Raw genomic sequence first — 21,069 nt, 5'->3', positions numbered from 1 at the left:
TGCGGCGGCGTGTGCGGCCCGAAGACGTTCAGCGACTGATCGTACATATACGCGAGCAGCTCCGCGGCCCCCGCCTCCAGCTTCGCGCCCTTGGGCCCCTTCACCGTCACGCGGAAGGTCTCCTTCGCGCCGGGCCGCAGCGTGTCGCGGAACGTGGCGAACTCCAGGCTGAGCTCCTTGTCGTCGAAGGGCACGGACACCGTCTGCTGGACGGTCAGCGACTGCCAGTCGCGCACCAGCGAGAGCACCACCGTGAAGCCGCCGCGCAGGGACTCCGTCACCGGGAGCTCCACCACCGCGCGCCCCTGCCCCGCCTTCAGCTGGCGGTGCTCGATGCGCTGGCGTCCCTGGTACACGTCCATCACCAGCGGCTGTCCCTCGAAGCCGGACGCCACCAGCAGCCGCGCCACCTCGCCCACGCGCACGGAGGCGCGCTCCGCCTCCAACACCACCGGCAACCCCGCCGGAGCCCTGCCCCCCGCCACCAGGAAGTCCCGCTGCGCGGTGGCCTTCTGGCCGAACGCGTCCGTCGTCTCGTAGCGCAGGCGGTACGCCCCCGCGCGCAGCGCCGGCAGCTTCACGGAGGCGACGCCGTCCGCGCCATGCGTCACCGTGGCCTGCGCCACCTCCGCGCCGTCGTCCCAGCGCTGCAGCGTCGAGTCCACGTCGAAGCTCGACTCCCAGCGCGGCTTGAGCGCGTCACCCGGCGAGGGGGACAGCTCCTTGCGCTCCTGCGCTTCCGCGTCCAGGGGCCTGGGCTTTTCGACCGGCACCTCCGACGGCATCAGCGGGACGCCCGGCGCCTTCAAGGCGATGAGCCGCCAGCGGCCCGGGCCGGCCTGCGGCGCACCATCCAGGTTGGAGCGGATGAGCCGCACCTCCGACGGAAGGTCCTCGCGCACGAAGCCCGCGTCGGCCTCCACGCGGCCCTCCACCGCCACGAAGCCCAGGCGGAACGCACGGCTCGCGGAGCGCGTCTCGCCGCCCTCGTCCGTCAGGTCCGCCTCCACGCGGTAGCGCCACGACATGCCCTGCGCCTTCGCGAGCCGCTCGTCCGCCTCCGGGGTGAACGCCACCGTGAAGCCGCCGTCCTCGCCCACCGTGGCGGTGCCGGAGGCCACCAGGTCCGTGGTGGCGGGGATGCGCTCCCAGAACCACCAGCGCGGCAGCACCGGCTCGCGCGACACGCGCCACTTCACCGCGCCGCGCGTCACCGGCAGGCCGAAGTAGTAGCGAGCCTCGCCCTTGAACGTCGCGCGCCGGTTGAGCCGCAGCGCCTCCGGCGCGTCCTTCAGCGTGACCTCGAAGGTGGGCCGCTTGTACTCCTCCACGCGCACGCCCGCGTAGCCGTTGGGGCTGGTCCGCACGGTCCACTGGCCCAGGGGCCGGCCGGAGGGGATGTCGAACTCACCGGCCACCGACCCGAACGTGTTGGTGCGCACCTCACGCTTCGCCACCTCCTGGCCGTTGGAGTCGACGAGCGACACCGTCACGGGCGTCTCCGGAAGGACGCGGTACCGCTTGGACATCTCCTCCGCGCGGTAGGCCACCACCTTCCAGAGCAGCTTCTGCTGCGGGCGATAGACGGCGCGGTCCGTGTAGATGAGCGTCTGCGCCTGCGGAGACGACTCGTACAGCGGCGCCAGGTACACCGAGCCCGGGAACACCATCGCGCCCTTCCCCTGCCCCACCACCAGCGACATCGTCTCGTAGCGGTTGGCCTCCGTGCCCTCCAGCATCAGGTCGCCGTTGGCGGTGGTGCGGCGGCTGACGACGCTGAACTTGCGCGTGCGGTAGTCCGGCGTCACCAGCCGCACCTCCACGTTCGCGGCGCCCGCCCCCGTGGCCCCGTCCACCACGCGGACTTCCGCCTGGTTCGGATTGGCCTTGTGCACCGTCACCGCCCAGGGCGACACGGACATCGGCAGCGAGAGGAGCTTGCTCTTCTTCTTCGCGAAGTCCTCGCGCGTGGACAGGACGAGGATGTACGTGCCCGGCTTGAGCGCGGGCGGAGTCACATAGGTCTGGTGCCGCCGGAAGTCGGACGTGGGCGCCAGCTCCGCGCTCCACGCGGCGTCGGGCTTGCGCGACGCCACCAGGCGCAGCGCCTCGTTGTCGGAGGCGAACAGCGACAGGTCCACGTTGGGCTTCGCGAGCCGCGCCTCCACGTCCATCGCGAACGCGCGGAAGTACAGCCTGCCCACGTTGCGGTGCTGCACGGAGATGGAGCGCTTGCCCGGCCCGTCCACCTGCATCACCGAGGCGTACACCTCCGGCGCCTCCAGGGCGGCCACCAGCGCCGCGCACTGCAGGCCGCCCACCGACTTCGGCCACGCCTCCGCGCCCGCCTTCGCCAGCGCGTGCGCCGTGATGCCGCGCCCCGCGCCCTGCTCCAGCTCCGCCAACTGGTGCTGCCCCTTGGACCACCACGGCACGTCCCGGAAGCCCTTCAGGTGCGCGGCCAGGTGCTCCCGGATGCGCCGCTGATCCGCCGCGTCGGTGAACGACGCCTTCAGCACCTCGTAGCGCCGCAGCCGCGCCTCCAGCGCCGCCTCACGCCGGCCCGCCGCCAGGTGCCAGGCCTCCAGGTCCCCCAGCACCGCCGCCACCTTCGTCAGCGGATGCGCGGACGGGTCCTTCAGCTCCACCTTCGGCGTGCCCTCCAGGAGCGCGCCCAGGTCCAGCCGGTACACGCCCTGCTCCTGCTCCGGGCGCCACAGGTCCGTGGCCTCCAGCGACTGCACCCACAGGTACGTCACCGCGTCGCGGACCGTGGAGCGGATGCCCTCCGGGTACGTGTTGGGGGTGACGTACTCGGACAGCACCTTCACGGGCTCCGTGCCGAACTTCTGGCGCAGCTCCCAGACAGCCGCGTACTCGCGTTGGATCTCCGCCGACAGCTGATCCTTCGTCCACGCCTTCAGGTCCACCGGCCCGGAGGACACCACCTGCTCGCGCTGGCCAATCTCATAGCTGTACTGCCGCACGTAGTTCGCGAGCACGGCCGCGTAGAACAGATGGAGCGTCGCCTGCTGGCGCAGCCCCTCCGGCCAGGGCTGCTCCTTCAGGAAGCGCACCGTCGTCTCGTAGCCGTGCAGCCGCGTGCGCAGCTGCACCGTGCGGATGAGCGCGCGCGTCCACTCGTCCGCGTCTCCCTGGGCCTTCGCCGCGGCCAGCCGGGCCTCGGCCCCCTGCGCGGCGGACTCCACCTTCTCCTCCTGGACGAGCGCGTCGATGGCCTTCCACGTCGGAGGCGGCGCCTTCGCGGGGGCCGCCACGGACACAGCGGACACGAGGAGACACAACAGGCACGACACGACGGCGGAGGCACGCGGGCGCGGAGGAGAAGACATAGGGGCGGCACTCTAGACGCCGCCCGCGTCCCTGGCGTTCCCTTCGCTGTTTCAGGTCGCCGCGGGGGCCGGGGCCCGGCGGCGCAGCCCCACCACGTAGACCTCCATGCTGGCGCCGCGCGTGGCCTCCGGCCGGACGATCTTCACTTCCTCGAAGTACTTGCGCACCTCGTCACGGAAGGCCTCGAAGTCGCCGCCCATGAAGACCTTGGCCACGAACGTGCCCCCGGGCCTGCCGCGCGTGGCGGCCACCTCCAGCGCCTTGCCCGCGAGCCGCAGGCTGCGCGCCTCGTCCGTGCCCTTGATGCCGGACGTCTTGGGCGCCATGTCGGAGATGACCGCGTCGTAGGGGCCGTCGTACATCGCGGCCAGCTTCGCGTCGAAGTCGTCCGCGAGCACGTCCAGCACCGCCGTCGTCACCCACTTCTGGGAGAACGGCCGGATGGCGACGATGTCCACGCCGATGACGCGCCCGTGCATCCCCACCGCGTCCGCCAGAATCTGGAGGAAGCCGCCCGGCGCCGCGCCCAGGTCCAGCACCGCCGCGCCCTTCTTCACGGACGAAGGAAAGCGCTTGAGGATCTCGTCGACCTTGAAGGCCGAGCGCGCCCGCAATCCCTCTTGCTTGGCTTTCTGGAAATAGTGGTCTTTAGGACGGTAGGGCTTGCCCATGTCAGAAGCCGTCCCTAGCATCCGCTACTGTCTTCGGAAAGCCGGAGCAGTCGCGGCCTGTTCATTGACCGCGCCATCGGATATCCGGAGGGTTGGTGGCATGGGCACCCGGAGCGTGACAGCAGCCTTGTGCATCTCCCTGTTCTTCGCGGGCGGGGCTGCGTTCTGCTACGCGCGTGCGGAGGCCCTCCAGGCGGAAGGCCGCTGGCTGATGGCCCGGGGCAGCGCCCAGGCCACCGACTTCGCCCAGAAGCTGGACGGCACCTCCGTGGACGCCCAGTTGAAGACCTTCAAGGAACGCCGCGGCGTGATGGAGCAGGCCCACCGCTGGCAGCGCGGGATGCTGCTGGGCATCATGGCCGCCGTCCTGTCCGCCCTGTCCGCCTACGTCCTCTTCCTGCTCAAGCGGCTGGACGACCAGCTCCTGGACGCCACCGGCGAGCTGCGCCGGCCCCAGGAAGCCTCCTCCCTGCCCGCCCCGGCGTTCGCGCCCAGCGTCCAGCGCTAGGAGTCTGGCAGGATGCGCCCCGTTGTTGTCTGACGGGGAGGACCGCCATGCCCGGCTGCGCGCACTGCGGACGCAAGCTCGACATCATCGCGAATCAAGTCGGCCGGCGCGACACGTGCCCCGGCTGCGAGGAGGACCTGCGCTCGTGCCGCAACTGCCGGCACTTCGACGAGTCCGTGGCCAAGGCCTGCAAGGAGCCCTTCGCGGAGGTGCCCCGCGACAAGGACGAGGCCAACTTCTGCGAGCTCTTCCAGTTGGGCGAAGGCGGCCTGCACCAGAAGGACTCCCGCGACGCGATGCTCAGCGCCGCGGAGGCCCTCTTCGGCAGGAAGTAGCTAGAAGCCGTACAGCTTGGAGATGATCTCCTTCATCACCTCGGAGGTGCCGCCGCCGATGGTGATGAGCCGCACGTCGCGCCACATGCGCGCGATGGGCGTCTCCTCGATGTAGCCCATGCCGCCGAAGAACTGCTGGCAGTCGTAGGCCACGCGCTGGGCCAGGTCTCCGGCGAAGAGCTTCGCCATGGAGATCTCCTTCACCGGGTTCTCCTTCCGGTCGTAGAGGTCCACCGCGTAGTAGTTGAGCCGCCGCGCCGCCTCCACCGCCGTCAGGTGCTCCACGAACTTGTGGCGCCACACCTGGAACTTGATCAGCGGCCGGCCGAAGGCCTCGCGCTCGTTGCCGTACTGGAGCGCGTCCTCCAGCATCCGGTCCATGCCGCCCACCGTGGTGATGGCGCCCACCAGGCGCTCACCCTGGAAGTTGGTCATGATGTGGTAGAAGCCCTGGTTCTCCTCGCCCAGCACGTAGCGCGCGGGGATGCGGCAGTCCTCGAAGTAGAGGATGGCCGTGTCCGAGGACAGGTTGCCCACCTTGTCCAGCTTCTTGGAGACGCCAAACCCCTTCACGTCCGTGGGGAACGTCACCAGCGAGATGCCGCCGTAGCCCTCCTCACCCGTGCGCACCGCCAGCGTGATGAAGTCCGCGCGCGTGCCGTTGGTGATCCACATCTTGGAGCCGTTGATGACGTAGTCGTCACCGTCGCGGCGCGCCGTCGTCTTGATGCTCGCCACGTCCGAGCCGCAGCCCGGCTCGCTCACGCCCAGCGCCGCGATGCGCTCGCCCTTGAGCGCGGGCTCCAGGAACTCGCGCTTCTGCTCGTCCGTACCGATTTCGTTGATGATGGGCGTGGCCATCTGGCTCTGCACCAGGAGCGCCATGTTCACGCCCGCGTTGCGGCTGCGCGACAGCTCCTCCGCGAACGCCGTCACGTACCAGTAGTCCAGGCCGCTGCCGCCGTACTTCGGGTCGTGGTTGATGCCCAGGAAGCCCAGCTCGCCGCACTTCTTGAACAGCTCCCGGGGGAAGATGCCCGCCCGGTCCCAGTCCAGACCATGGGGCGCCATCTCCTTCTCCACGAAGGCGCGGACCGACCTGCGAAACGCCTCGTGCTCCTCGGTGAACGGGTTGAGCATCGCGAGTCCTTGGGGGTTGTCCCGGTGCGGGTTGATTCGCGAGTCAATAGCAGGCGCCCGCCGTCAGCCACAAGCAACGCCCTCCGTCCCAGCCCCGCGCCGAGCCTGCCTCCCTGGTGACGCAGCGCGCCGGTAACGGTGTTGTGAAGAAGTCTGAAGCCCCGGGGGGCAGGCAGCCAAGCCCGCAGGATGACTGGTGAGTGGATAGTCCGCACTCCGGAGTATCCTCTTGACAGATAATCGAGTGTCGGTAATTTCTAGCCCACAAAGAATTAGCCGGAGCAGGTGCCAGGGCGGGTGTCCCGCCGGCGAACCGGCAGGAGTTCGGACGCGTGAATCAGCGAATCTTGGCTGCCGTGGTGGCCGTGGCGGTGTCGACGGCGGGGTGCTCGAAGGCGGGCGCGGAGAAGGCGCAGCTTCCGGCTCAGCAGGAAGGCTCCACCGCACTGGGCGTGAAGGCCATCACCCCGGCCACGGAGCTGGAGCAGAACGTGACGCGCGTCACCGGCCAGGTGCGCTCCAAGCAGGAGGCCGTCCTGGGTCCCCAGGCGACCGGCACGCTCGCGAAGGTGAACGTCCGGGTGGGCGACAAGGTGAAGAAGGGCGACGTGCTGGCGCAGTTGGACACGTCCAACGTGAGCATCGCGGTGGATCAGGCGAAGGCGGCCAAGGACATGGCGGAGGCCGCCCTGCAGCTGGCCTCCAGCAACCTGGAGCGCATGCGCAAGGTGGCCGAGTCCGGCGGCGTCGCGGCGAACACCCTGGAGCAGGCGGAGATCGGCCAGAAGCAGGCGGCGGCCCAGGCGGCCCAGGCCGGCGCGGCGTACCGGCTGGCGGTGGAGAACCTGAGGGACCACTCCATCGTGGCGCCCTTCAACGGCATCATCACCGCGCGCAACAAGAACGTGGGTGACTCCGTGGCGATGACGCCCTCCACCCCGGTCTTCGGCATCGTGGACACGGACGGGCTGGAGATCCGGATGCTGGTGCCGGAGTCCGTCATCGACAACGTGACGCCGGGCACCGTGACGCCGGGCACCGTGAACCCCAGCGGCATGCGCTTCGAGGCGAAGGTGGCCAACGTGGGCGCCGTCATCGACGCGCAGAGCCGCACCGTGGAGGTGCTGGCGGACGTGACGGGCAAGACGGAGCACCCGCTGCGCCCCGGCGCGCTGGTGGAGATGGACTTCTCCAAGGCGGCGGGTGACGCGGGCAACGGCCTGTTCCTGCCGGCGCAGGCCGTCAGCAGCAAGGGCCAGGACGGCTTCGTGTGGGTGGTGCAGGACGGCACCGTGCGCAAGCGCGACGTGCGCGTGCAGCGCGTGCTGCCCGGCTACGTGAAGGTGCTGCAGGGCCTGACGGCGGAAGAGCGCGTGCTCGCCGACGCCTCGCTGAACGTCAAGGAAGGGACCGCCGTGCGCGTCGCGCAGTAGCGGTCCTCCCTCCCCTCTTCTTTCCTGGGTATCTGAATGCTCAAGACCTTCATTTCACGGCCCATCTTCACCGCCATGCTGATGCTGGCGGTGGTGGTGTTCGGCCTGTTCGCCTATCCGAAGATCGGCGTGGACCAGTTCCCCGACGTCGACTTCCCCGTCGTCACCGTGACGACCGTCCTCCCGGGCGCGGACCCGGAGTCCATGGAGAAGAACGTCTCCGACCCGCTGGAGGAGGCGCTCAACACGCTCAACGGCGTGGACACGCTCAAGTCCATCAACCTGGAGAGCGTTTCGCAGATCGTCGTGCAGTTCAAGCTGTCCACCAAGGTGGACATCGCGGCGCAGGACGTGCGCGACCGCGTCCAGGCCACGCTCTCCAAGCTGCCGGATGAGGTGGAGACGCCCGTCGTCGAGAAGTTCGACATCGGCGCCGCCCCCATCATCACGCTGGCGCTCGCGGGCGCCCTGCCCGTGGAGGAGCTGACGCGCGTCGCGGACGACATCGTGAAGCCGGCGCTCCAGCGCAACCCGGGCGTGGGCAGCATCGACATCGTCGGTGGCCGTGAGCGGGAGATCCAGCTGGTGGTGGATCCGAACCGCCTGCGCGGCTTCGGTCTGGCCATCAGCGACGTCAGCCAGGCGCTCAAGGCCCAGAGCCTGGACGTCCCCGGCGGCCGCAGCATGGACAGCGGCCGTGAGCGCGTGGTGCGCCTGACCTCCGAAGCCAAGAGCGTGGAGGACATCCGCAACATCATCATCACCAGCTCTGGCGGCGCGCCGGTGCGCGTGCGCGACATCGCGGAGGTGGTGGACGGTCCCGCCGAGCAGCGCTCCGGCGCGAAGAGCGGCGAGCGCAGCGCGGTGGCGCTGGTGGTGCGCAAGCAGTCCGGCTCCAACACGGTGCAGGTGGCGGACCTGGTGCAGGAGTCGCTGGCGGAGATCAACAAGACGCTGCCCGCCGGCGTGCAGGTGGAGACGGTCACGGACAACGCGCGGTTCATCCGCTCGTCCATCCACGCGGTGCAGGAGGACCTCATCCTGGGCGGCGTGCTCGCGGTCCTCATCGTGCTCGTGTTCCTGCGCAACCTGCGCTCCACCATCGTGGCGGCCATCGCGCTGCCGGTGTCCGTGGTCGGTACGTTCGCGGTGATGGCGGCGCTGGGCTTCACGTTCAACATGATCACGATGCTCGCGCTGACCCTGTCCATCGGTCTGCTCATCGACGACGCCATCGTGGTCATCGAGAACATCGTGCGTCACATGGAAGAGGGCGCCACGCCCATGCAGGCCGCGCTGGAGGGCGCCGGACAGATTGCCCTCGCGGTGCTCGCGGTGACGCTGGCCATCGTGGCGGTGTTCATCCCGGTGGCCTTCATGGACGGCATGATCGGCAAGTTCTTCTACCAGTTCGGCGTCACGGTGGCGGTGGCCACGCTCATCTCCTACGTGGTGTCCATGACGCTCACGCCCATGCTGTCCTCGCGCCTGCTGCGTGAGCACGGGCACCCGACGGGCATCTCCGCCAAGGTGGAGAAGGTGCTGGTGGGCATGGAGTCGGGCTACCGGAAGATCCTGGGCAGCATCCTGCGTCACCGCCTCATCACGATGATCGTCGCCGTGGGCGTGCTCTTCCTCACCTTCGGCATGATGCGGTTCCTCAAGTTCACGTTCATCCCCGAGCAGGACAACGGCAACATCAAGCTCACGGTGGAGCTGCCCATCGGGTCCACCATCCAGGAGACCCAGGCGCAGCTGGACACCTTCGCGACCCAGGTCCAGGCGCTGCCGGGCATCGCGTCCACGTTCACCACGGCGGGCGGTGGCGTGCAGGAGGAGGTCCACAAGGGCGAGGTGCTCATCAACCTGAAGCCGGTGCACGACCGCGCCTTCAAGCAGAGCGAGCTGAAGGCGTACCTGCGCCAGACCATCAAGGCGCCCCCGGGTGTCGTGGTGGCCGTGCAGGACGTGGCCGCGGTGTCCGGCGGTGGCGCGCGTTCGCAGCAGGTGCAGTTCAACCTGCGCGGTGACAACTGGAAGGAGCTCACGGAGTCCGCGGAGAAGATGCGCCAGGCGATGCTCAAGAACCCGGGCCTCACCGACGTGGACATGACGTACCGCTCCGGCAAGCCGCAGTACGACGTGCAGGTGGACCGCGACCGCGCGGCCACGCTGGGCGTGCCGGCCGCGTCCCTGGGCCAGACGCTGCGCGCCTACCTGGGCCGGGACAAGGTGCTGGACTACCGCGAGGGCGGTGAGACGTACGAGGTGAAGCTGCGCCTGCCGCCGGAGACGCTGGCCTCCGCGGACGCGCTCGGCCAGCTGGCCGTGCGCGCGCCGTCCGGGCAGTTGGTGGAGCTGCGCAACCTGGGCCGCATCGTCCCCGCGGAAGGCCCGGTGCAGATCGACCGTCAGGCCCAGCGGCGGCAGATCACCATGCTGGCGAACCTCAAGGAGGGCTACGCGCTCTCCGACGCCATCACCTACATGCAGGGCTACGCTTCCACGGAGCTGCCCAAGAGCGTCGTGGGCGAGCTGGAAGGCAACGCGAAGGAGCTGGGCAAGTCGGTGGCCGCCTTCGGCACGGCGCTGCTCCTGGGCATCATCCTCATCTACATGATCCTCGCGGCGCAGTTCGAAAGCCTCATCCACCCGTTCACGATCATGCTGTCGCTGCCCTTCGCCTTCATCGGGGCCATTGGCGGCCTGCTCATCACCGGCCAGTACATGTCCATGTTCGCCCTCATCGGCGTCATCATGCTCATGGGTCTGGTGGTGAAGAACGGCATCCTCCTGGTGGACTTCACGCTGCAGGTCCGTGAGAAGGGCCGCACGGCGCACGAGGCGCTCCTCGAGGCCGCCCCGGTCCGCCTGCGCCCCATCCTCATGACGACCATCGCGATGATCGCCGGCATGATCCCGGTGGCCATCGCGAAGGGCGACGGCGCGGAGACGCGCGCGCCCATGGCCATCACCATCATCGGCGGCCTCATCACCTCCACGTTCCTCACGCTGGGCGTGGTGCCGGTGGTGTACTCGCTGATGGATCAGCTGGCCGCGCGCTTCAAGCGCAACAAGGGCAGCGACGCGGGCTTCGCGGGTGGCTCTGGCACGGCGCACGGTCCGGGCAACGAGGACCGCGAGCGGGAAGCCGCCGCGGCCGCCGCGGCGCGGGTGGAGACGGCCTGATGCGCCGCCCCACCTCCATCACGCCCCCCTCGGAGCCCGACACCCGCTCCGAGGGGAAGGATGAGGCCGCCGAAACCAAGGCCGCGATGGAGCGCCTTCTCCAGGAGGGGGACCAGTCCACCCCGGACTCACGCCGCTTCATGGGGCTCATCCGGGAGCTGGCCCACTTCCGCTCCCTGAGGGACCCGCTGGCGAGCCTCTGCGACGACATGCGGCTGACCCCCACCCAGGTGCACGCGCTTGGGTGGCTGGGCATGGACGGGCCCATCCAGGTCGGGGTGCTGGCACAGCGCATCGGCATCACCAAGAAGACCATCACCGGCGTGGTGGATCGCCTGGAGGACATGGGCATGGTGGAGCGCGGGCGGGACGCGGAGGACCGCCGCGCCGTCACCGCGAAGCTCACCGACCGGGGCTGTGAGATCTACAAGGTCATCCAGCTGATGACGGACGCCGGCATCCGCCGCCTGATGGGCCTCTTGCCGGAGGACGACCGCGAGGCGCTCTTCGGCATCATCGAGCGGATGCTCGCCCGAATGAAGGCCGGCGCCCCGCCGCGCTGAAGAGGGCACGGCAGGTGCGTGGAGGGGCGCGGGCTGCGACACTGCCCGCGCCCATGCTCCCCTCCTTCGTGGCCCTGCTCGGGCTTGGCCTGAGCGCCGCTCCCCCACCCTCCCCCGCCGCTCCTTCCGCGTCCGCGGTGCTCCACGCGCAGTGCCGCACGCACGCGGCGGATCCGTCCCATCCCTGGGCGCTCGCGCACGGCATGGACCTGGACGGGAAGGCCTTCCGCGCACGGGACGGCCGCCCGGCCTCGGACGCCATCGTCATGGGCTTCCTGCACCGCGACGTGCCCGACGCGGGGGCCACTCCGGCCCGCTACTTCTTCGACGCCTTCACCCCGGACGGCATACCCGTGGAGCCGCACCCGGCGCTCCAGGTGAAGACCTTCGTGCTCGCGGGATATCCGCTCTCGCACACGTTCCGCACGGCGTGGGGCAAGGTGACGCTGCGCGAGTTGGTGGCGTCGCTCCAGCGTGACTTCCGTCCCACGCTCGCCACCTCACCGGACGGGGCGTGGGCGCTGGACGCGCTGTCGCACGTGCTGGAGCCCGGGGGCTCGTTCGTCAACGGCGCGGGAGAGACGGTGCGCATCGACGCGGTGATGGACGCCGCGCTCGCCACGCTGGAGTCCGCGAACGCGGAGCTGACCCGGGGCATGAAGGCGGGCCTTCCGCAGGTGCCCAAGAACAAGCAGGGCATCTACGCGCACCCGTGTGGCGGGCTCCATTTCTTCCAGGCCGTCGCGGGCTGGGCGCGCTTCCCCGCCGTGCGCAAGGCGTGGGGCTCGCGGCTGGACGCGCAGGTGGACGTGCTGGCGTACCGGCTGGGTTCGGAGGCGCGGCAGTACGAGGCCGCGCTCACCGCCGCGCCCGCGTACCGCGTCCCCGTGCTGGTGCAGATGGTGAAGTTCCATGGCCACTTCCTGGAGGCGCTGGGGCGCTACCGGGATGAGACGGGCTGGAAGCCCACGCCCGCGCAGGCCCGCGCGGTGGAAGCGGCGAAGGCCGCGCTGGAGAGCGCCACGCTCCGGCTGGAGGCCACGGGCGCCTTCCGCGACACGGAAGGCCTGGCCAGGACGCAGCCCCAGCTCGCCCTGGACCTGGTGGGCGATGCGTGCCACGCGGCGCGCGGCTGGGACCTGTGGGCCCCCGCCGCGAAGCCCCGGTGAGCAACAGTCGTCAGGGCCCGTCCTGACGCTGGCCGCCGGGCCGCAGGCGCTGGAGCCCCGCGGAGAGCGCGGCCTTGCCGGACGCCATCCACCGGCGGCCCCGCTGCCGCGCGACCATCACCGACCCCAGCACCAGCCGCTGGGCGCGCATCTGGAGCAGGTCCGCGCGCAGCTCCATGGGCGTCACGGTGCGGATGCGGCCCTGCTCGTAGGCCTCCGTGATGGCGCGGCGCTGGAGCTTGCCGCTGCTCGTCTTCTGGAGCTGGCCGTAGCGGATGAAGAGGACGTCCTGTGGCGCCAGCGTCACGCCCACCGTCTCCAGCACGGACTGGCAGACCTGCTTGCGGCTGTCCTCCAGGCGCTCCAGCGCGGACGGGTGGTTCACCTCCGCCAGCACGACGAGGCGGCCCTTCACCTGGATGACGGCGGTGCGGCCCGGGCGGATGAAGGTCAGCCGCTCCACGGCCTGCTCGAAGTCCGCGGAGAAGAAGCTCTGGCCGTTGACCTTGATGCGGTCGTTGATGCGCCCGGTGATGAAAAGCTCGCCGCCCTGCTGGAAGCCCAGGTCACCCGTGGCGTAGAAGCCCTCCGCGCCACGCAGGGGCCGGTCGTCCAGGTAGTACGACGGCGCCAGGCTGCCGCCGCGCAGCTCGATTTCGCCCATCTCGCCCTCGCCGCACACGCGGCCGTCCTCGGCGCGCAGCCGCACCTCGAACTCCGTCAGCGGCTGGCCCACGGAGATGGCGGGCTGACCGTTGGGCGCGGTGATGACGCGCACGGTGCGGCCCGGCGGCACGCTCGCGACCAAGAGCACCGTCTCCGCCATGCCGTAGCAGGGCATGAACACGTCGCGCCGCAGGCCGCACGGCGCGAGGATCTCCAGGAACTGCTCCAGGTTGGGGATGTTGATGGGCTCGCTGCCCAGGTAGATGCTGCGCACGCGCGACAGGTCCAACCGCTTGAGGTCGTCCGCGTCCGCCGACTTGAGCGACTTGAGCGCGTAGTCGATGGCGAAGTTGGGGATGACGGAGCCCATCACCTTCTCGGTGGAGATGAGCTCCAGCCAGCCCATCGGATCCATCAGGAAGGCGGCGGGCTGGGACAGCAGCAGGTCGTTGCCCACCGCGATGCAGGTGAGCAGCCCGCCGATGAGCCCCATGTCGTGGTACAGCGGCAGCCAGCTCGTCACCCGGTCCTCGGACGTGCGGCCGTCGTGACGGGTGATCATCCGCAGGTTCGCGGCCAGGTTCTCCTGGGTGATGGGCACGCCCTTGGGGAACGACGTGGACCCCGACGAGAACTGCACGAACGCCAGCTCCCCGGGCGCCACCTCGCGCAGCTTCACGCCCGTGCGCTTCGCACCCTCGGGCGGCAGCGACAGCCGCTCCAGGGGCAGCTCCAGTCCGGCCAGGCTCGGCGCGTCCAGCACCAGCGAGGCGCCGTAGCGCTCTCGGATGCGCGCGAGGAAGTCCCGGTAGGGCCCCTTCGGCGTGCTCAGGATGTACGGCTTCACGGACAGGGGCACCGCGCCCAGCTCCATCAGCCCCAGGAACGCGAAGATGACGGACGCGGAGGTCTCGAAGGGCAGCACCACGCGAGTGCCCGGCGTGATGCCCTTGGAGCGGAAGTGCTCCGCCGCGCCGGCCACCCGGGACGCGAACTCCCGGTAGGGCACGAACTCCGGCGGCCCGACGAAGTCCTCGTAGAGAAACAGGCCGCGGCGCGGATCCGCCGACTCCAGCCGCTGGATGATGTCGAGCATGCTGTCCTCCCCTCCTCGTGGTTCTTCAGTGCGCGGGCGCCACCTGGCGCATCCACGCGAGCACCCGGGGCAGCACCTCCGCGCGGGCGCGCTCTCCGCGCACCACGTCGAAGTGGCCCGCCTCCCAGCTCAGCCCCTGCGCGCGCCCCAGGACGGCCAATTCCTTCCGGGCGCTGCCCAGGTGGGCCACCAGCTTCTGCGCGCGCGGGGGCGACGCATGGAACACGTCCGCCGCGCCCACCCCCGCGAACACCGGCAGGGTCACCTGGCCCAGCGCGCTCCAGTAGTCCGTCGCGCCGTCCGCGCTGCGGAACGCGCCCGTGGGCGCCCAGTCCGTGAACTGCCGCATCACGCCCGCGGGTTCGTCCCAGGGCCCCTGCTTCAGCGCCTTCGCGGGGAAGCGGCCCAGCATGCCCGCCACGGCGGAGGAGAAGCCCAGCTGGAAGCGCTTCTTGAACCCGCCGTCGGTGTAGTCGTTCACCGCCGAGGACAGCGTGCACACGCCCGCCAGTGACGCCTGGAGCGAGGGGTCCACGCCCAGCGCCGCCAGCGCCGCGTAGCCCGCCATGCTGTGGGCCAGGAGGAACAGCGGCCCGGGGTGGCGCGCGCGCACGGCCCGCACCAGGTCCGGGAGGTCGTGGCGCACGTACGTGTCGAAGCTCCAGTCATACGCGCGCTTCGCGGGCCAGCGGCTCTTGCCGTGGCCGCGCAGGGATGCGACGTAGGCCACGCAGCCCTCGTCCACGAAGTAGCGCGCGGGCCCGTCCCCATGCCCTCCCAGGAAGAAGCGGCCGTCGGAGAACAGGCCCGGGACGAAGAGGACGCCGGGCGCGGACGCGGGCGTCGCGGACGTGCGCGCCTCCACGACGTGCAGCGCGTGCTCCTGGGACGTGGGGACCCAGAACTCCTGCGAGACGAACTCCGGCTTCGCGTTCGTGCTCACGGGCGCGGCTCCTGCGCGGTGGTGGCCACGGGCGGGCGCGCGGCGTCCAGGAACTGCTGCAGCGACGCGAGCGACCGCTCCCGCGCGTCCAGGAAGGCCACGCTCACCAGGGCCTCCACCGCCAGCGGCCCGTCCGCCGCCAGGAACACGCGCTGCCGGAAGCGGGCGCGGTAGTTGAGGCCGTCCGGCTCCAGCTCGTCCGCGGCGGGCGACTCCAGCTCCGTGTGCACCACCACGTCCCCCGGGGGAATCTCCCGGCGGTAGTCCACCTCCACGCGAGACACCACGGCCACCACCGGCCCTCCGCGCGTCAGCCCCTGCCGCTCCAGCCAGGCCCAGCGGCCGGCCTCCAGGTACTCCAGCGTGGTGGCGTTGTTCACGTGCCCCAGGATGTCCAGGTCGTTGGGACGCACGCGCAGCGTGAGGGAGGACTCTTCGAAGTGCACGGGGGGATGTCCTTCTGGCTGCCGGGGGAGGACAGCGACTTCAGGGGGACGGAGCGCGCGTCACGAGGACCACGGTCGAGACGAACCCTCCGCTATGCGACAGCGATACAGCGACCTGCAGGCCCTCGCGCGCCAGGTGCGCCGCGAGCGTGCCGTGGAACCGGAAGCGCGGCGCGTGCCGCGCGTCGTGGATCAGCTCCGCGTCCGTCCAGAACCAGCCTTCGACGGCGGGCAGCGCCTTGAAGAGCGCCTCCTTCGCGCTGAAGCCCGCCGCCAGGCTCTCCAGCGGGTTCGCCGCGCGCTCGAAGTGGGCGAGCTCCGCGGCGGTGAAGAACACGTCCGGCTCCCGCAGGGCCTGGACGGCCTCCAGCTCCGTGATGGCCTGGAGGTCGTGGCCCAGGCCCATCAGCACCCGACGAGGTCCATCCAGGTGTCCTCCACCTCCTCGCGCGACGTCACCGTGATGCCGGTGATGCGCTTGAGGGCGTGGAAGATGAGCTGCTCCTTCTTGCGCAGCGCTTCCGGCGCGTAGAAGCCCTCGCGGTGCTCCAGCTGATCCCACCAGTTGACGTGGGTGTCGCGGGATTCCACCCGCTCGCGCTTGCTGCCGTGCACCTCGCCGCCGTCGCGCAGGAACAGGTGCGCCACCGCGAAGGCCTCCTTCGCCTTGTACGCGCCGCTGTCCACCAGCGCCTTCGCGAAGGCGATGAAGTAGTTCATGTGCTGCACCTCGTCCGCGGCCACCTGCTTGAACAGCGCGCGCAGGCCCGGGTCCTGGACCATCTGCGAGCACTGGCCGTAGTCCACCGCCGCCACCACCTCGGAGATGGACAGCAGCGTGAGCGTGCGCAGCATGTCGTCGTCGGGGAACACCTTGCGGAACTCGATGAAGGTGGCGTCCGTGATGGGCTCCAGCTTCAGCACCGTGGACAGGCGGTTGAACGCCGTCTCGTGGTGCGCCTCCTCCTCGTTCCAGTAGCGGCTCCACGTGCCACACGCCTGCATGATGGCGGCGACCGTGGGGTCCTTCTCCTGCCACCGGCGGCACTCCAGGTCCGCCAGCCGCTCCAGCCGGTCCGCGCCCGGCTTCGTCGTCAGCTCCGCGCGCCCCGCGTTCCACACCAGGTGCCGGTCGGCCTCACCCACGTGCGTGAAGTCCACCGCGGAGAGCATCTCCACCACGCTCCAGCGCCGCGACTCGTGCAGCCGCTGCTGCTCCCAGGTGATGTCCACCAGCGACAGGCCGCGCTGCGTGAGGGCTTCGTACAGCTCCGCCATGATGGCCGGACGTCCTTCGGACGACGTGACGCTGGGGGAGGAGGTGACGGTCGCTGCTTCGTGCTCGAGGCTTCGCGCCAGGACACTCATGCCGACTTCTTCTCCGGGTTCGTGACTTCGCCCATGAAGACCGCCAGGACCTTTGACACAGGTGTATCCAAAGACAGTGCGGGCAAGCGCACCCGCAGTCCAAAATCCTTGCGCAGCCCGTTGGACGTGCGGGCAAAGGCTTCCATCAAGTCCACGCTGTTGGTCATGCGCTCGGAGCGCGTGATCAGCCCCGAGAGGGTCAGGTCCTCGGAGAACAGCTCAGCCTCCGTGAGACCCACGTTTTCAGCGAACTTCCGGCGGATGTAGGACTCGAGCTCCTGCGCGTCGGGCACGGGGGACCTTCCTTCCCAGGGCTTGAAAGTCGATTTCCCAGTCAGAAATCAGGAAAGATCTAACTGTGGCTCCGGAGCTGTCAATCAGCAACGGGTCACTTTGGATCCGCGTGCGAACCCGCCTTCGCAGGTCCGTTTCACGCGGGATTCATGCAATCAGGCGCGAGATTTCCTCAGCCGTGAAACCCGCGGCCTCCAGGATGACGCGCGAGTGCTGTCCGAGCGTGGGCGGTGGACGCAGCGCGACGTCGCCCATGCGCAGCGGCGTGAGCAGGTGCGTGACGCGGATGCCACGCTGCGCGTCGTCCGTTTCCACGAAGAGTCCGCGCGCGCGCAGCTGCGGATCCGCCAGCACCTCGTCGCCCTCCGCCACCGGCTCCACGCAGAACTCCGCGCCGGAGAGCTGCTCGCGCCAGTGCGCCAGGGGCTGGGACGCGAAGATGCGGGTGAGCTCCGCCTTCACGCGAGCGCCGTCCTCCCCTCCCGAGTACGCGTCATCCAGCAGCTCCGGGCGGCCCAGCTTCGCGCACAGCGCGCCAAAGAACTTGGGCTCCAGCGCGCCCACCGCGAGCCAGCGATCGTCCGAGGTGCGGTAGAGGCCGTAGCTGGGATAGCCGCCGTTGAGCGCCTCGCTGCCGCGCGCAAGCGGCGTCCCTTCCGCGCCCATGAACAGGCGCGAGGCCAGGTGCAGGTGGAGGAACGCCAGCGCGCCGTCCGTCATGGACACGTCCACGAAGCGGCCCACGCCGGTGCGCTCGCGCTCGTGCAGCGCGGCCAGGATGCCCACCAGCGCGAAGAGGCTCCCGCCGCCAATGTCCGCCATCTGCACGCCCGGGAACGCGGGCGCGCCACCGGCCTCGCCGCCGTAGCCCAGCAGGCCCGCGCGGGCCACGTAGTTGAGGTCGTGCCCCGCCTTGAGCCGGTCCGGTCCCGTCTGGCCGTAGCCGGAGATGGCGCAGTAGATGAGCCGCGGGTTCTTCTGGCGCAGCACCGCTTCGCCCACGCCCAGCTTGTCCATCACGCCGGGGCGGAAGCTCTCCACCAGCACGTCGTAGTGGGGCACGAGCCGCAGCAGCGCGTCGCGGCCTTCCGGGGACTTGAGGTTCAGCGCGAGCGAGCGCTTGTTGCGGTGCAGCCCGTAGTAGAGCGCGCCCTCGCCGTCGCGGTGCGGCGGCATGTGGCGGGTGGCGTCCCCCACGTCCGGGTCCTCCACGGTGTCGACGGTGGCGCCCAGGTCCGCCAGCACCAGCGTCGCGTACGGGCCGGGCAACAGGCGCGACAGGTCCAGCACCCGCAGGCCCGCGAGGGGGGAAGACGGCTCAGCCATGGGAGGGGGGCTCCAGGGGGAGGTGGAGACATGCAGACGGCGCGTCCCCAGCAGGGTGACGCGCCGTCGGTACGACACGCTACGAAAGAGGCTTCAGCCCAGCAGCTTCGCCAGCTTCATGGCGAGGCCCATGTCCATCGGCTTGAACTTGAGCTTGCCCTGCATGGCGGCCATCTGCGCGTTCAGCTTGCCCTCGCGGATCTTCACGAAGTCGTCGTTGCTGACGGTGACCGTCATCTTCGACGCGCCGTTGAGACCCTCGGACACCCAGCCGTCGGGCTTGGTGGTGTCCAGCGTCCACTTGCCGCCACCGTCGCCGGAGACGTCGAAGTGGATGATGGCGTTGATCTCCTTCGCCAGCTCCGGCTTCGACTGCAGCTTCGCGGGAATCTGCGTCTCGATGATGTCCTTCGCGGTCGCCATGACTCGCTCCTTGTGATCAGGTTGATTGGTGAATCAAGCCTGCGCGGACCGTAATGTCGGCCCCCCGTGGGGTCAAGCACGGCCCGTCGCGGTGTGCTCAGACGCGGGAGGTGTCCACCGGGGGGCTGAGCGACTGTCGCACCATCGACAGCAGGTCGTTCAGCTCGAAGGGCTTGGCCAGGTGTCCCATGGCGCCAATGTCCTTCGCCTTGCTGCCGACGTTGCGGTCCGCGCTGAGGACGATGATGGGGATGGCCGCGAAGGCCGGCTTCTGGCGCATGCGCTGGGCGAACTCCCAGCCGTCCATCACCGGCATCATCAGGTCCAGCAGGATGAGGTGGGGAGGGTCCGGCTCCAGGCGCTCCAGGGCCTCCTTGCCGTTGCGGGCCCGGCGGATCTCGAAGCCCTCGGCTTCGAGGATCTCCGAGAGGGCCTCCAGGATGTCGGGATCATCGTCCACGACCAGGACCACGGGTGCGCCAGTGTGCTGTGGGTTGAGCGAGGTCAGAGGTGTCTCCTCGATACCGCTACCAAGGGGCGATCATCCACCATCAGCGGCCCTCCTGGCGCAAGAAATTAAGGGCGTTCCGCGCGGAGCGGGAGCCCGTTGCAAAACCGACAGTCACTGCCCACCCTTCCGGTGATTCGAGGCACGGACAGGGGAGGTCCGCGTGACGTGGATGGGGGAGACACCGGGGGGCAACGAGGCAGCGCCAGGGCTCGCGCTGCTGCCCCGCCAGGGAACGCCACGCCTGCTCGGTCCCCTGCTCCTGGATTACCTGGGGCTGGAGGCCCTGCCGCCCTCGCCCGGCGTGGCGGGCGTCGACGGGCTGATGGCCGCCGCGGGCTTCCGCCGGCGCGCGGGCGAGCGGAACCTGTGGGAGCGCGAGGAGCGCACCCTGCTGGTGGGCGAGGAGCCCCTGGAGGACGGCGGGCGGCTGGTGTGGGCGCTGCCGGTGCCCTGGGGCGCGGGCCAGGCGGCGTCCCAGACGTCGGGGGCGGCCCTGTCCATGACCGGGGAGCGCGTGGCGGACCGCGTGCGCTACCTGTCGCTCGCGTCGCATGACCTGCGCGGGTCGCTGGCCAACATCCGCTCGTACGCGGCGCTGCTGCTCAACGGGCGCATCCCGCTGGAGCCCAAGGCGCAGCGCGGCCTGGAGACCATCCTGCGCAACGCGGACCGGGCGCTCTCCTTCGCCCAGGACTTCTTCGACTCCAGCCGCGCGGAGCTGGGCGCGCTCGCGTGTGAGCGCGAGCGACAGCCGCTGCTCCCCATCCTGGACGCCGCGGTGGAGCGCACGCGGGCCGCCGCCTCCGCCGCCAGCGTGGGGCTGGTGCTGGACGAGCTGCCGGAGCTGCCCGACGTGGAGGTGGACGCGGGCCGCATCCAGCACGCGGTGGAGGCCTTCGTGCACCACCTGCTGGGCCGCGCGCAGGCGGGCGAGTCGCTCCACGTGCGCGCCGCGCGCATGGGGCATCAGGTGCGGGTGGAGGTGCGCCGCGACGGCGCCGCCGTTCCGGAAGAGGACATCACCGCCGTCTTCCAGTGCGAGGAGCGCGCCTTCCGAGAGCGCAAGCTGGAGGATCCGCTGCGCGTCTTCCTGGCCCGGCAGGAGGTGGAGGCCCACGGCGGCCAGGTGGGCGCCCAGGCGGACGTGGGGGGCACCACCCTCTTCCTCACCCTGCCGGTGTCCTTGTCGGCCTCAGAAGAACTCGTGCATCCAGCGGGCTGGCAGGCGTGAGTCCAGGACGCGGGAGTTGCTAGCGCGACCCACCTCCCACCGGTATGCTCCCCCGCGCATTTCGCGAGGAGCGAAGCCATGGGTTTGAAGCTTCCTGAGATTCTTCTGATTTTCGCGGCGCTGCTGCTGCTGTTCGGCGGCTCGCGGTTGCCGCAGCTCGGCTCGTCCCTGGGCAGCGCGCTCCGCAACTTCAAGCGCGGCTTCTCCAGCGACGAGGAGAAGGACGACGCCAGCGACAAGAAGACTGGCACGCTGTCCGCGTCCACCACCGTGGACAAGGACGTCGCCGCGAAGTCGCCCAGCCACAACGCCTGATTCCGTCCGGGTGGGCCCGGGAAGGCCCCGCCCCTGACGGAAGGACATCGCTGCCGCCGTTCACCCGTGACGCCCGTACCGTGGACCG

At 70.1% G+C, this 21,069-nt stretch carries 20 protein-coding genes; 8 read left to right on the top strand and 12 right to left on the bottom strand.

Translation table 11 applies throughout. From position 1 onward, the window contains the following. On the bottom strand, positions 1–3,353 hold a 3,353-nt coding region (locus tag JYK02_RS30735), incomplete at its 3' end, for an MG2 domain-containing protein (protein ID WP_242589339.1). 51 nt (positions 3,354–3,404) lie between these two features. Then, entirely contained in the window at positions 3,405–4,046 is a 642-nt protein-coding gene (locus tag JYK02_RS30730; RefSeq protein WP_207056302.1) for an SAM-dependent methyltransferase, read from the bottom strand. Positions 4,047–4,125: 79 nt separating this feature from the next. On the opposite strand from JYK02_RS30730, the gene JYK02_RS30725 reads away from it, so the two are divergent. Both JYK02_RS30725 and JYK02_RS30720 read left to right on the top strand, forming a co-directional pair. After that, a complete protein-coding gene (locus JYK02_RS30725; protein WP_207056301.1) occupies positions 4,126–4,533 on the top strand; it encodes a hypothetical protein in 408 nt (135 codons plus the stop codon). A 47-nt stretch (positions 4,534–4,580) separates the two neighbouring features. Beyond that, on the top strand, positions 4,581–4,868 hold the full coding sequence (locus JYK02_RS30720) for a hypothetical protein (protein ID WP_120528900.1): 288 nt from the start codon (positions 4,581–4,583) through the stop codon (positions 4,866–4,868). Here JYK02_RS30720 and JYK02_RS30715 read toward each other — a convergent pair whose 3' ends face one another. Then, entirely contained in the window at positions 4,869–6,008 is a 1,140-nt protein-coding gene (locus JYK02_RS30715; RefSeq protein WP_207056299.1) for an acyl-CoA dehydrogenase family protein, read from the bottom strand. It abuts the gene before it with no gap. Positions 6,009–6,340: 332 nt separating this feature from the next. Here JYK02_RS30715 and JYK02_RS30710 point away from each other — a divergent pair, with 332 nt between their 5' ends. From JYK02_RS30710 to JYK02_RS30695, 4 genes are read left to right on the top strand one after another with little or no spacing between them, the layout of a single operon-like run. Continuing rightward, on the top strand, positions 6,341–7,441 hold the full coding sequence (locus JYK02_RS30710; protein WP_207056297.1) for an efflux RND transporter periplasmic adaptor subunit: 1,101 nt from the start codon (positions 6,341–6,343) through the stop codon (positions 7,439–7,441). A 36-nt stretch (positions 7,442–7,477) separates the two neighbouring features. Then, positions 7,478–10,630 (top strand): efflux RND transporter permease subunit, encoded by a 3,153-nt coding sequence (locus tag JYK02_RS30705; RefSeq protein WP_207056296.1) that lies wholly within the window; start codon positions 7,478–7,480, stop codon positions 10,628–10,630. After that, positions 10,630–11,193, top strand: coding sequence for a MarR family winged helix-turn-helix transcriptional regulator (locus JYK02_RS30700; protein WP_207056295.1), 564 nt, complete (start codon positions 10,630–10,632; stop codon positions 11,191–11,193). The genes JYK02_RS30705 and JYK02_RS30700 overlap by 1 nt, the downstream gene beginning before the upstream one ends. Before the next feature lie 53 nt (positions 11,194–11,246). After that, positions 11,247–12,362, top strand: a complete 1,116-nt coding sequence (locus JYK02_RS30695; RefSeq protein WP_242589338.1) for a hypothetical protein — start codon at positions 11,247–11,249, stop codon at positions 12,360–12,362. A 10-nt stretch (positions 12,363–12,372) separates the two neighbouring features. On the opposite strand, the gene JYK02_RS30690 is transcribed toward JYK02_RS30695, so the two are convergent. The 9 genes from JYK02_RS30690 to JYK02_RS30650 all read right to left on the bottom strand — a co-directional run bounded on the left by JYK02_RS30690 (position 12,373) and on the right by JYK02_RS30650 (position 19,396). After that, entirely contained in the window at positions 12,373–14,124 is a 1,752-nt protein-coding gene (locus tag JYK02_RS30690; RefSeq protein WP_207056294.1) for an AMP-binding protein, read from the bottom strand. Positions 14,125–14,149: 25 nt separating this feature from the next. Beyond that, positions 14,150–15,067 carry an alpha/beta fold hydrolase gene (locus tag JYK02_RS30685; RefSeq protein ID WP_207056293.1) on the bottom strand — a complete coding sequence of 306 codons (918 nt, stop codon included), beginning with the start codon at positions 15,065–15,067 and terminating at the stop codon, positions 14,150–14,152. Further along, the gene (locus JYK02_RS30680; protein ID WP_207056292.1) at positions 15,064–15,513 is read right to left on the bottom strand and encodes a thioesterase family protein; all 450 of its coding nucleotides are present in this window, start codon (positions 15,511–15,513) and stop codon (positions 15,064–15,066) included. Before JYK02_RS30680 ends, JYK02_RS30685 begins: the two co-directional genes overlap by 4 nt. Positions 15,514–15,553: 40 nt before the next feature. Further along, on the bottom strand, positions 15,554–15,919 hold the full coding sequence (locus JYK02_RS30675; RefSeq protein WP_242589403.1) for a holo-ACP synthase: 366 nt from the start codon (positions 15,917–15,919) through the stop codon (positions 15,554–15,556). After that, on the bottom strand, positions 15,919–16,881 hold the full coding sequence (locus JYK02_RS30670; RefSeq protein WP_207056290.1) for a ferritin-like domain-containing protein: 963 nt from the start codon (positions 16,879–16,881) through the stop codon (positions 15,919–15,921). The genes JYK02_RS30675 and JYK02_RS30670 overlap by 1 nt, the downstream gene beginning before the upstream one ends. Beyond that, positions 16,878–17,174, bottom strand: a complete 297-nt coding sequence (locus JYK02_RS30665; protein ID WP_207056288.1) for a hypothetical protein — start codon at positions 17,172–17,174, stop codon at positions 16,878–16,880. The genes JYK02_RS30670 and JYK02_RS30665 overlap by 4 nt, the downstream gene beginning before the upstream one ends. A gap of 148 nt (positions 17,175–17,322) precedes the next feature. Beyond that, positions 17,323–18,501 (bottom strand): CaiB/BaiF CoA transferase family protein, encoded by a 1,179-nt coding sequence (locus JYK02_RS30660; RefSeq protein WP_207056286.1) that lies wholly within the window; start codon positions 18,499–18,501, stop codon positions 17,323–17,325. Between the two features lie 93 nt (positions 18,502–18,594). Next, positions 18,595–18,924: an SCP2 sterol-binding domain-containing protein gene (locus tag JYK02_RS30655; protein WP_207056284.1), complete on the bottom strand. Its 330-nt coding sequence runs from the start codon at positions 18,922–18,924 to the stop codon at positions 18,595–18,597. Between the two features lie 97 nt (positions 18,925–19,021). Then, positions 19,022–19,396 (bottom strand): response regulator, encoded by a 375-nt coding sequence (locus JYK02_RS30650; RefSeq protein WP_207056283.1) that lies wholly within the window; start codon positions 19,394–19,396, stop codon positions 19,022–19,024. A 208-nt stretch (positions 19,397–19,604) separates the two neighbouring features. On the opposite strand from JYK02_RS30650, the gene JYK02_RS30645 reads away from it, so the two are divergent. Further along, the gene (locus tag JYK02_RS30645) at positions 19,605–20,666 is read left to right on the top strand and encodes a sensor histidine kinase (protein ID WP_207056367.1); all 1,062 of its coding nucleotides are present in this window, start codon (positions 19,605–19,607) and stop codon (positions 20,664–20,666) included. A gap of 78 nt (positions 20,667–20,744) precedes the next feature. Next, complete coding sequence (locus tag JYK02_RS30640; protein ID WP_207056282.1) at positions 20,745–20,981, top strand: twin-arginine translocase TatA/TatE family subunit; 237 nt, start codon at positions 20,745–20,747, stop codon at positions 20,979–20,981. The last annotated feature ends 88 nt before the right edge of the window (positions 20,982–21,069 follow it).

This window comes from Corallococcus macrosporus (assembly GCF_017302985.1).
Taxonomy (GTDB): Bacteria; Myxococcota; Myxococcia; order Myxococcales; family Myxococcaceae; genus Corallococcus; species Corallococcus macrosporus_A.
The sequence above is the reverse complement of the archived record's forward strand: the minus strand, read 5'-3'. Positions and strand labels throughout refer to the sequence as shown.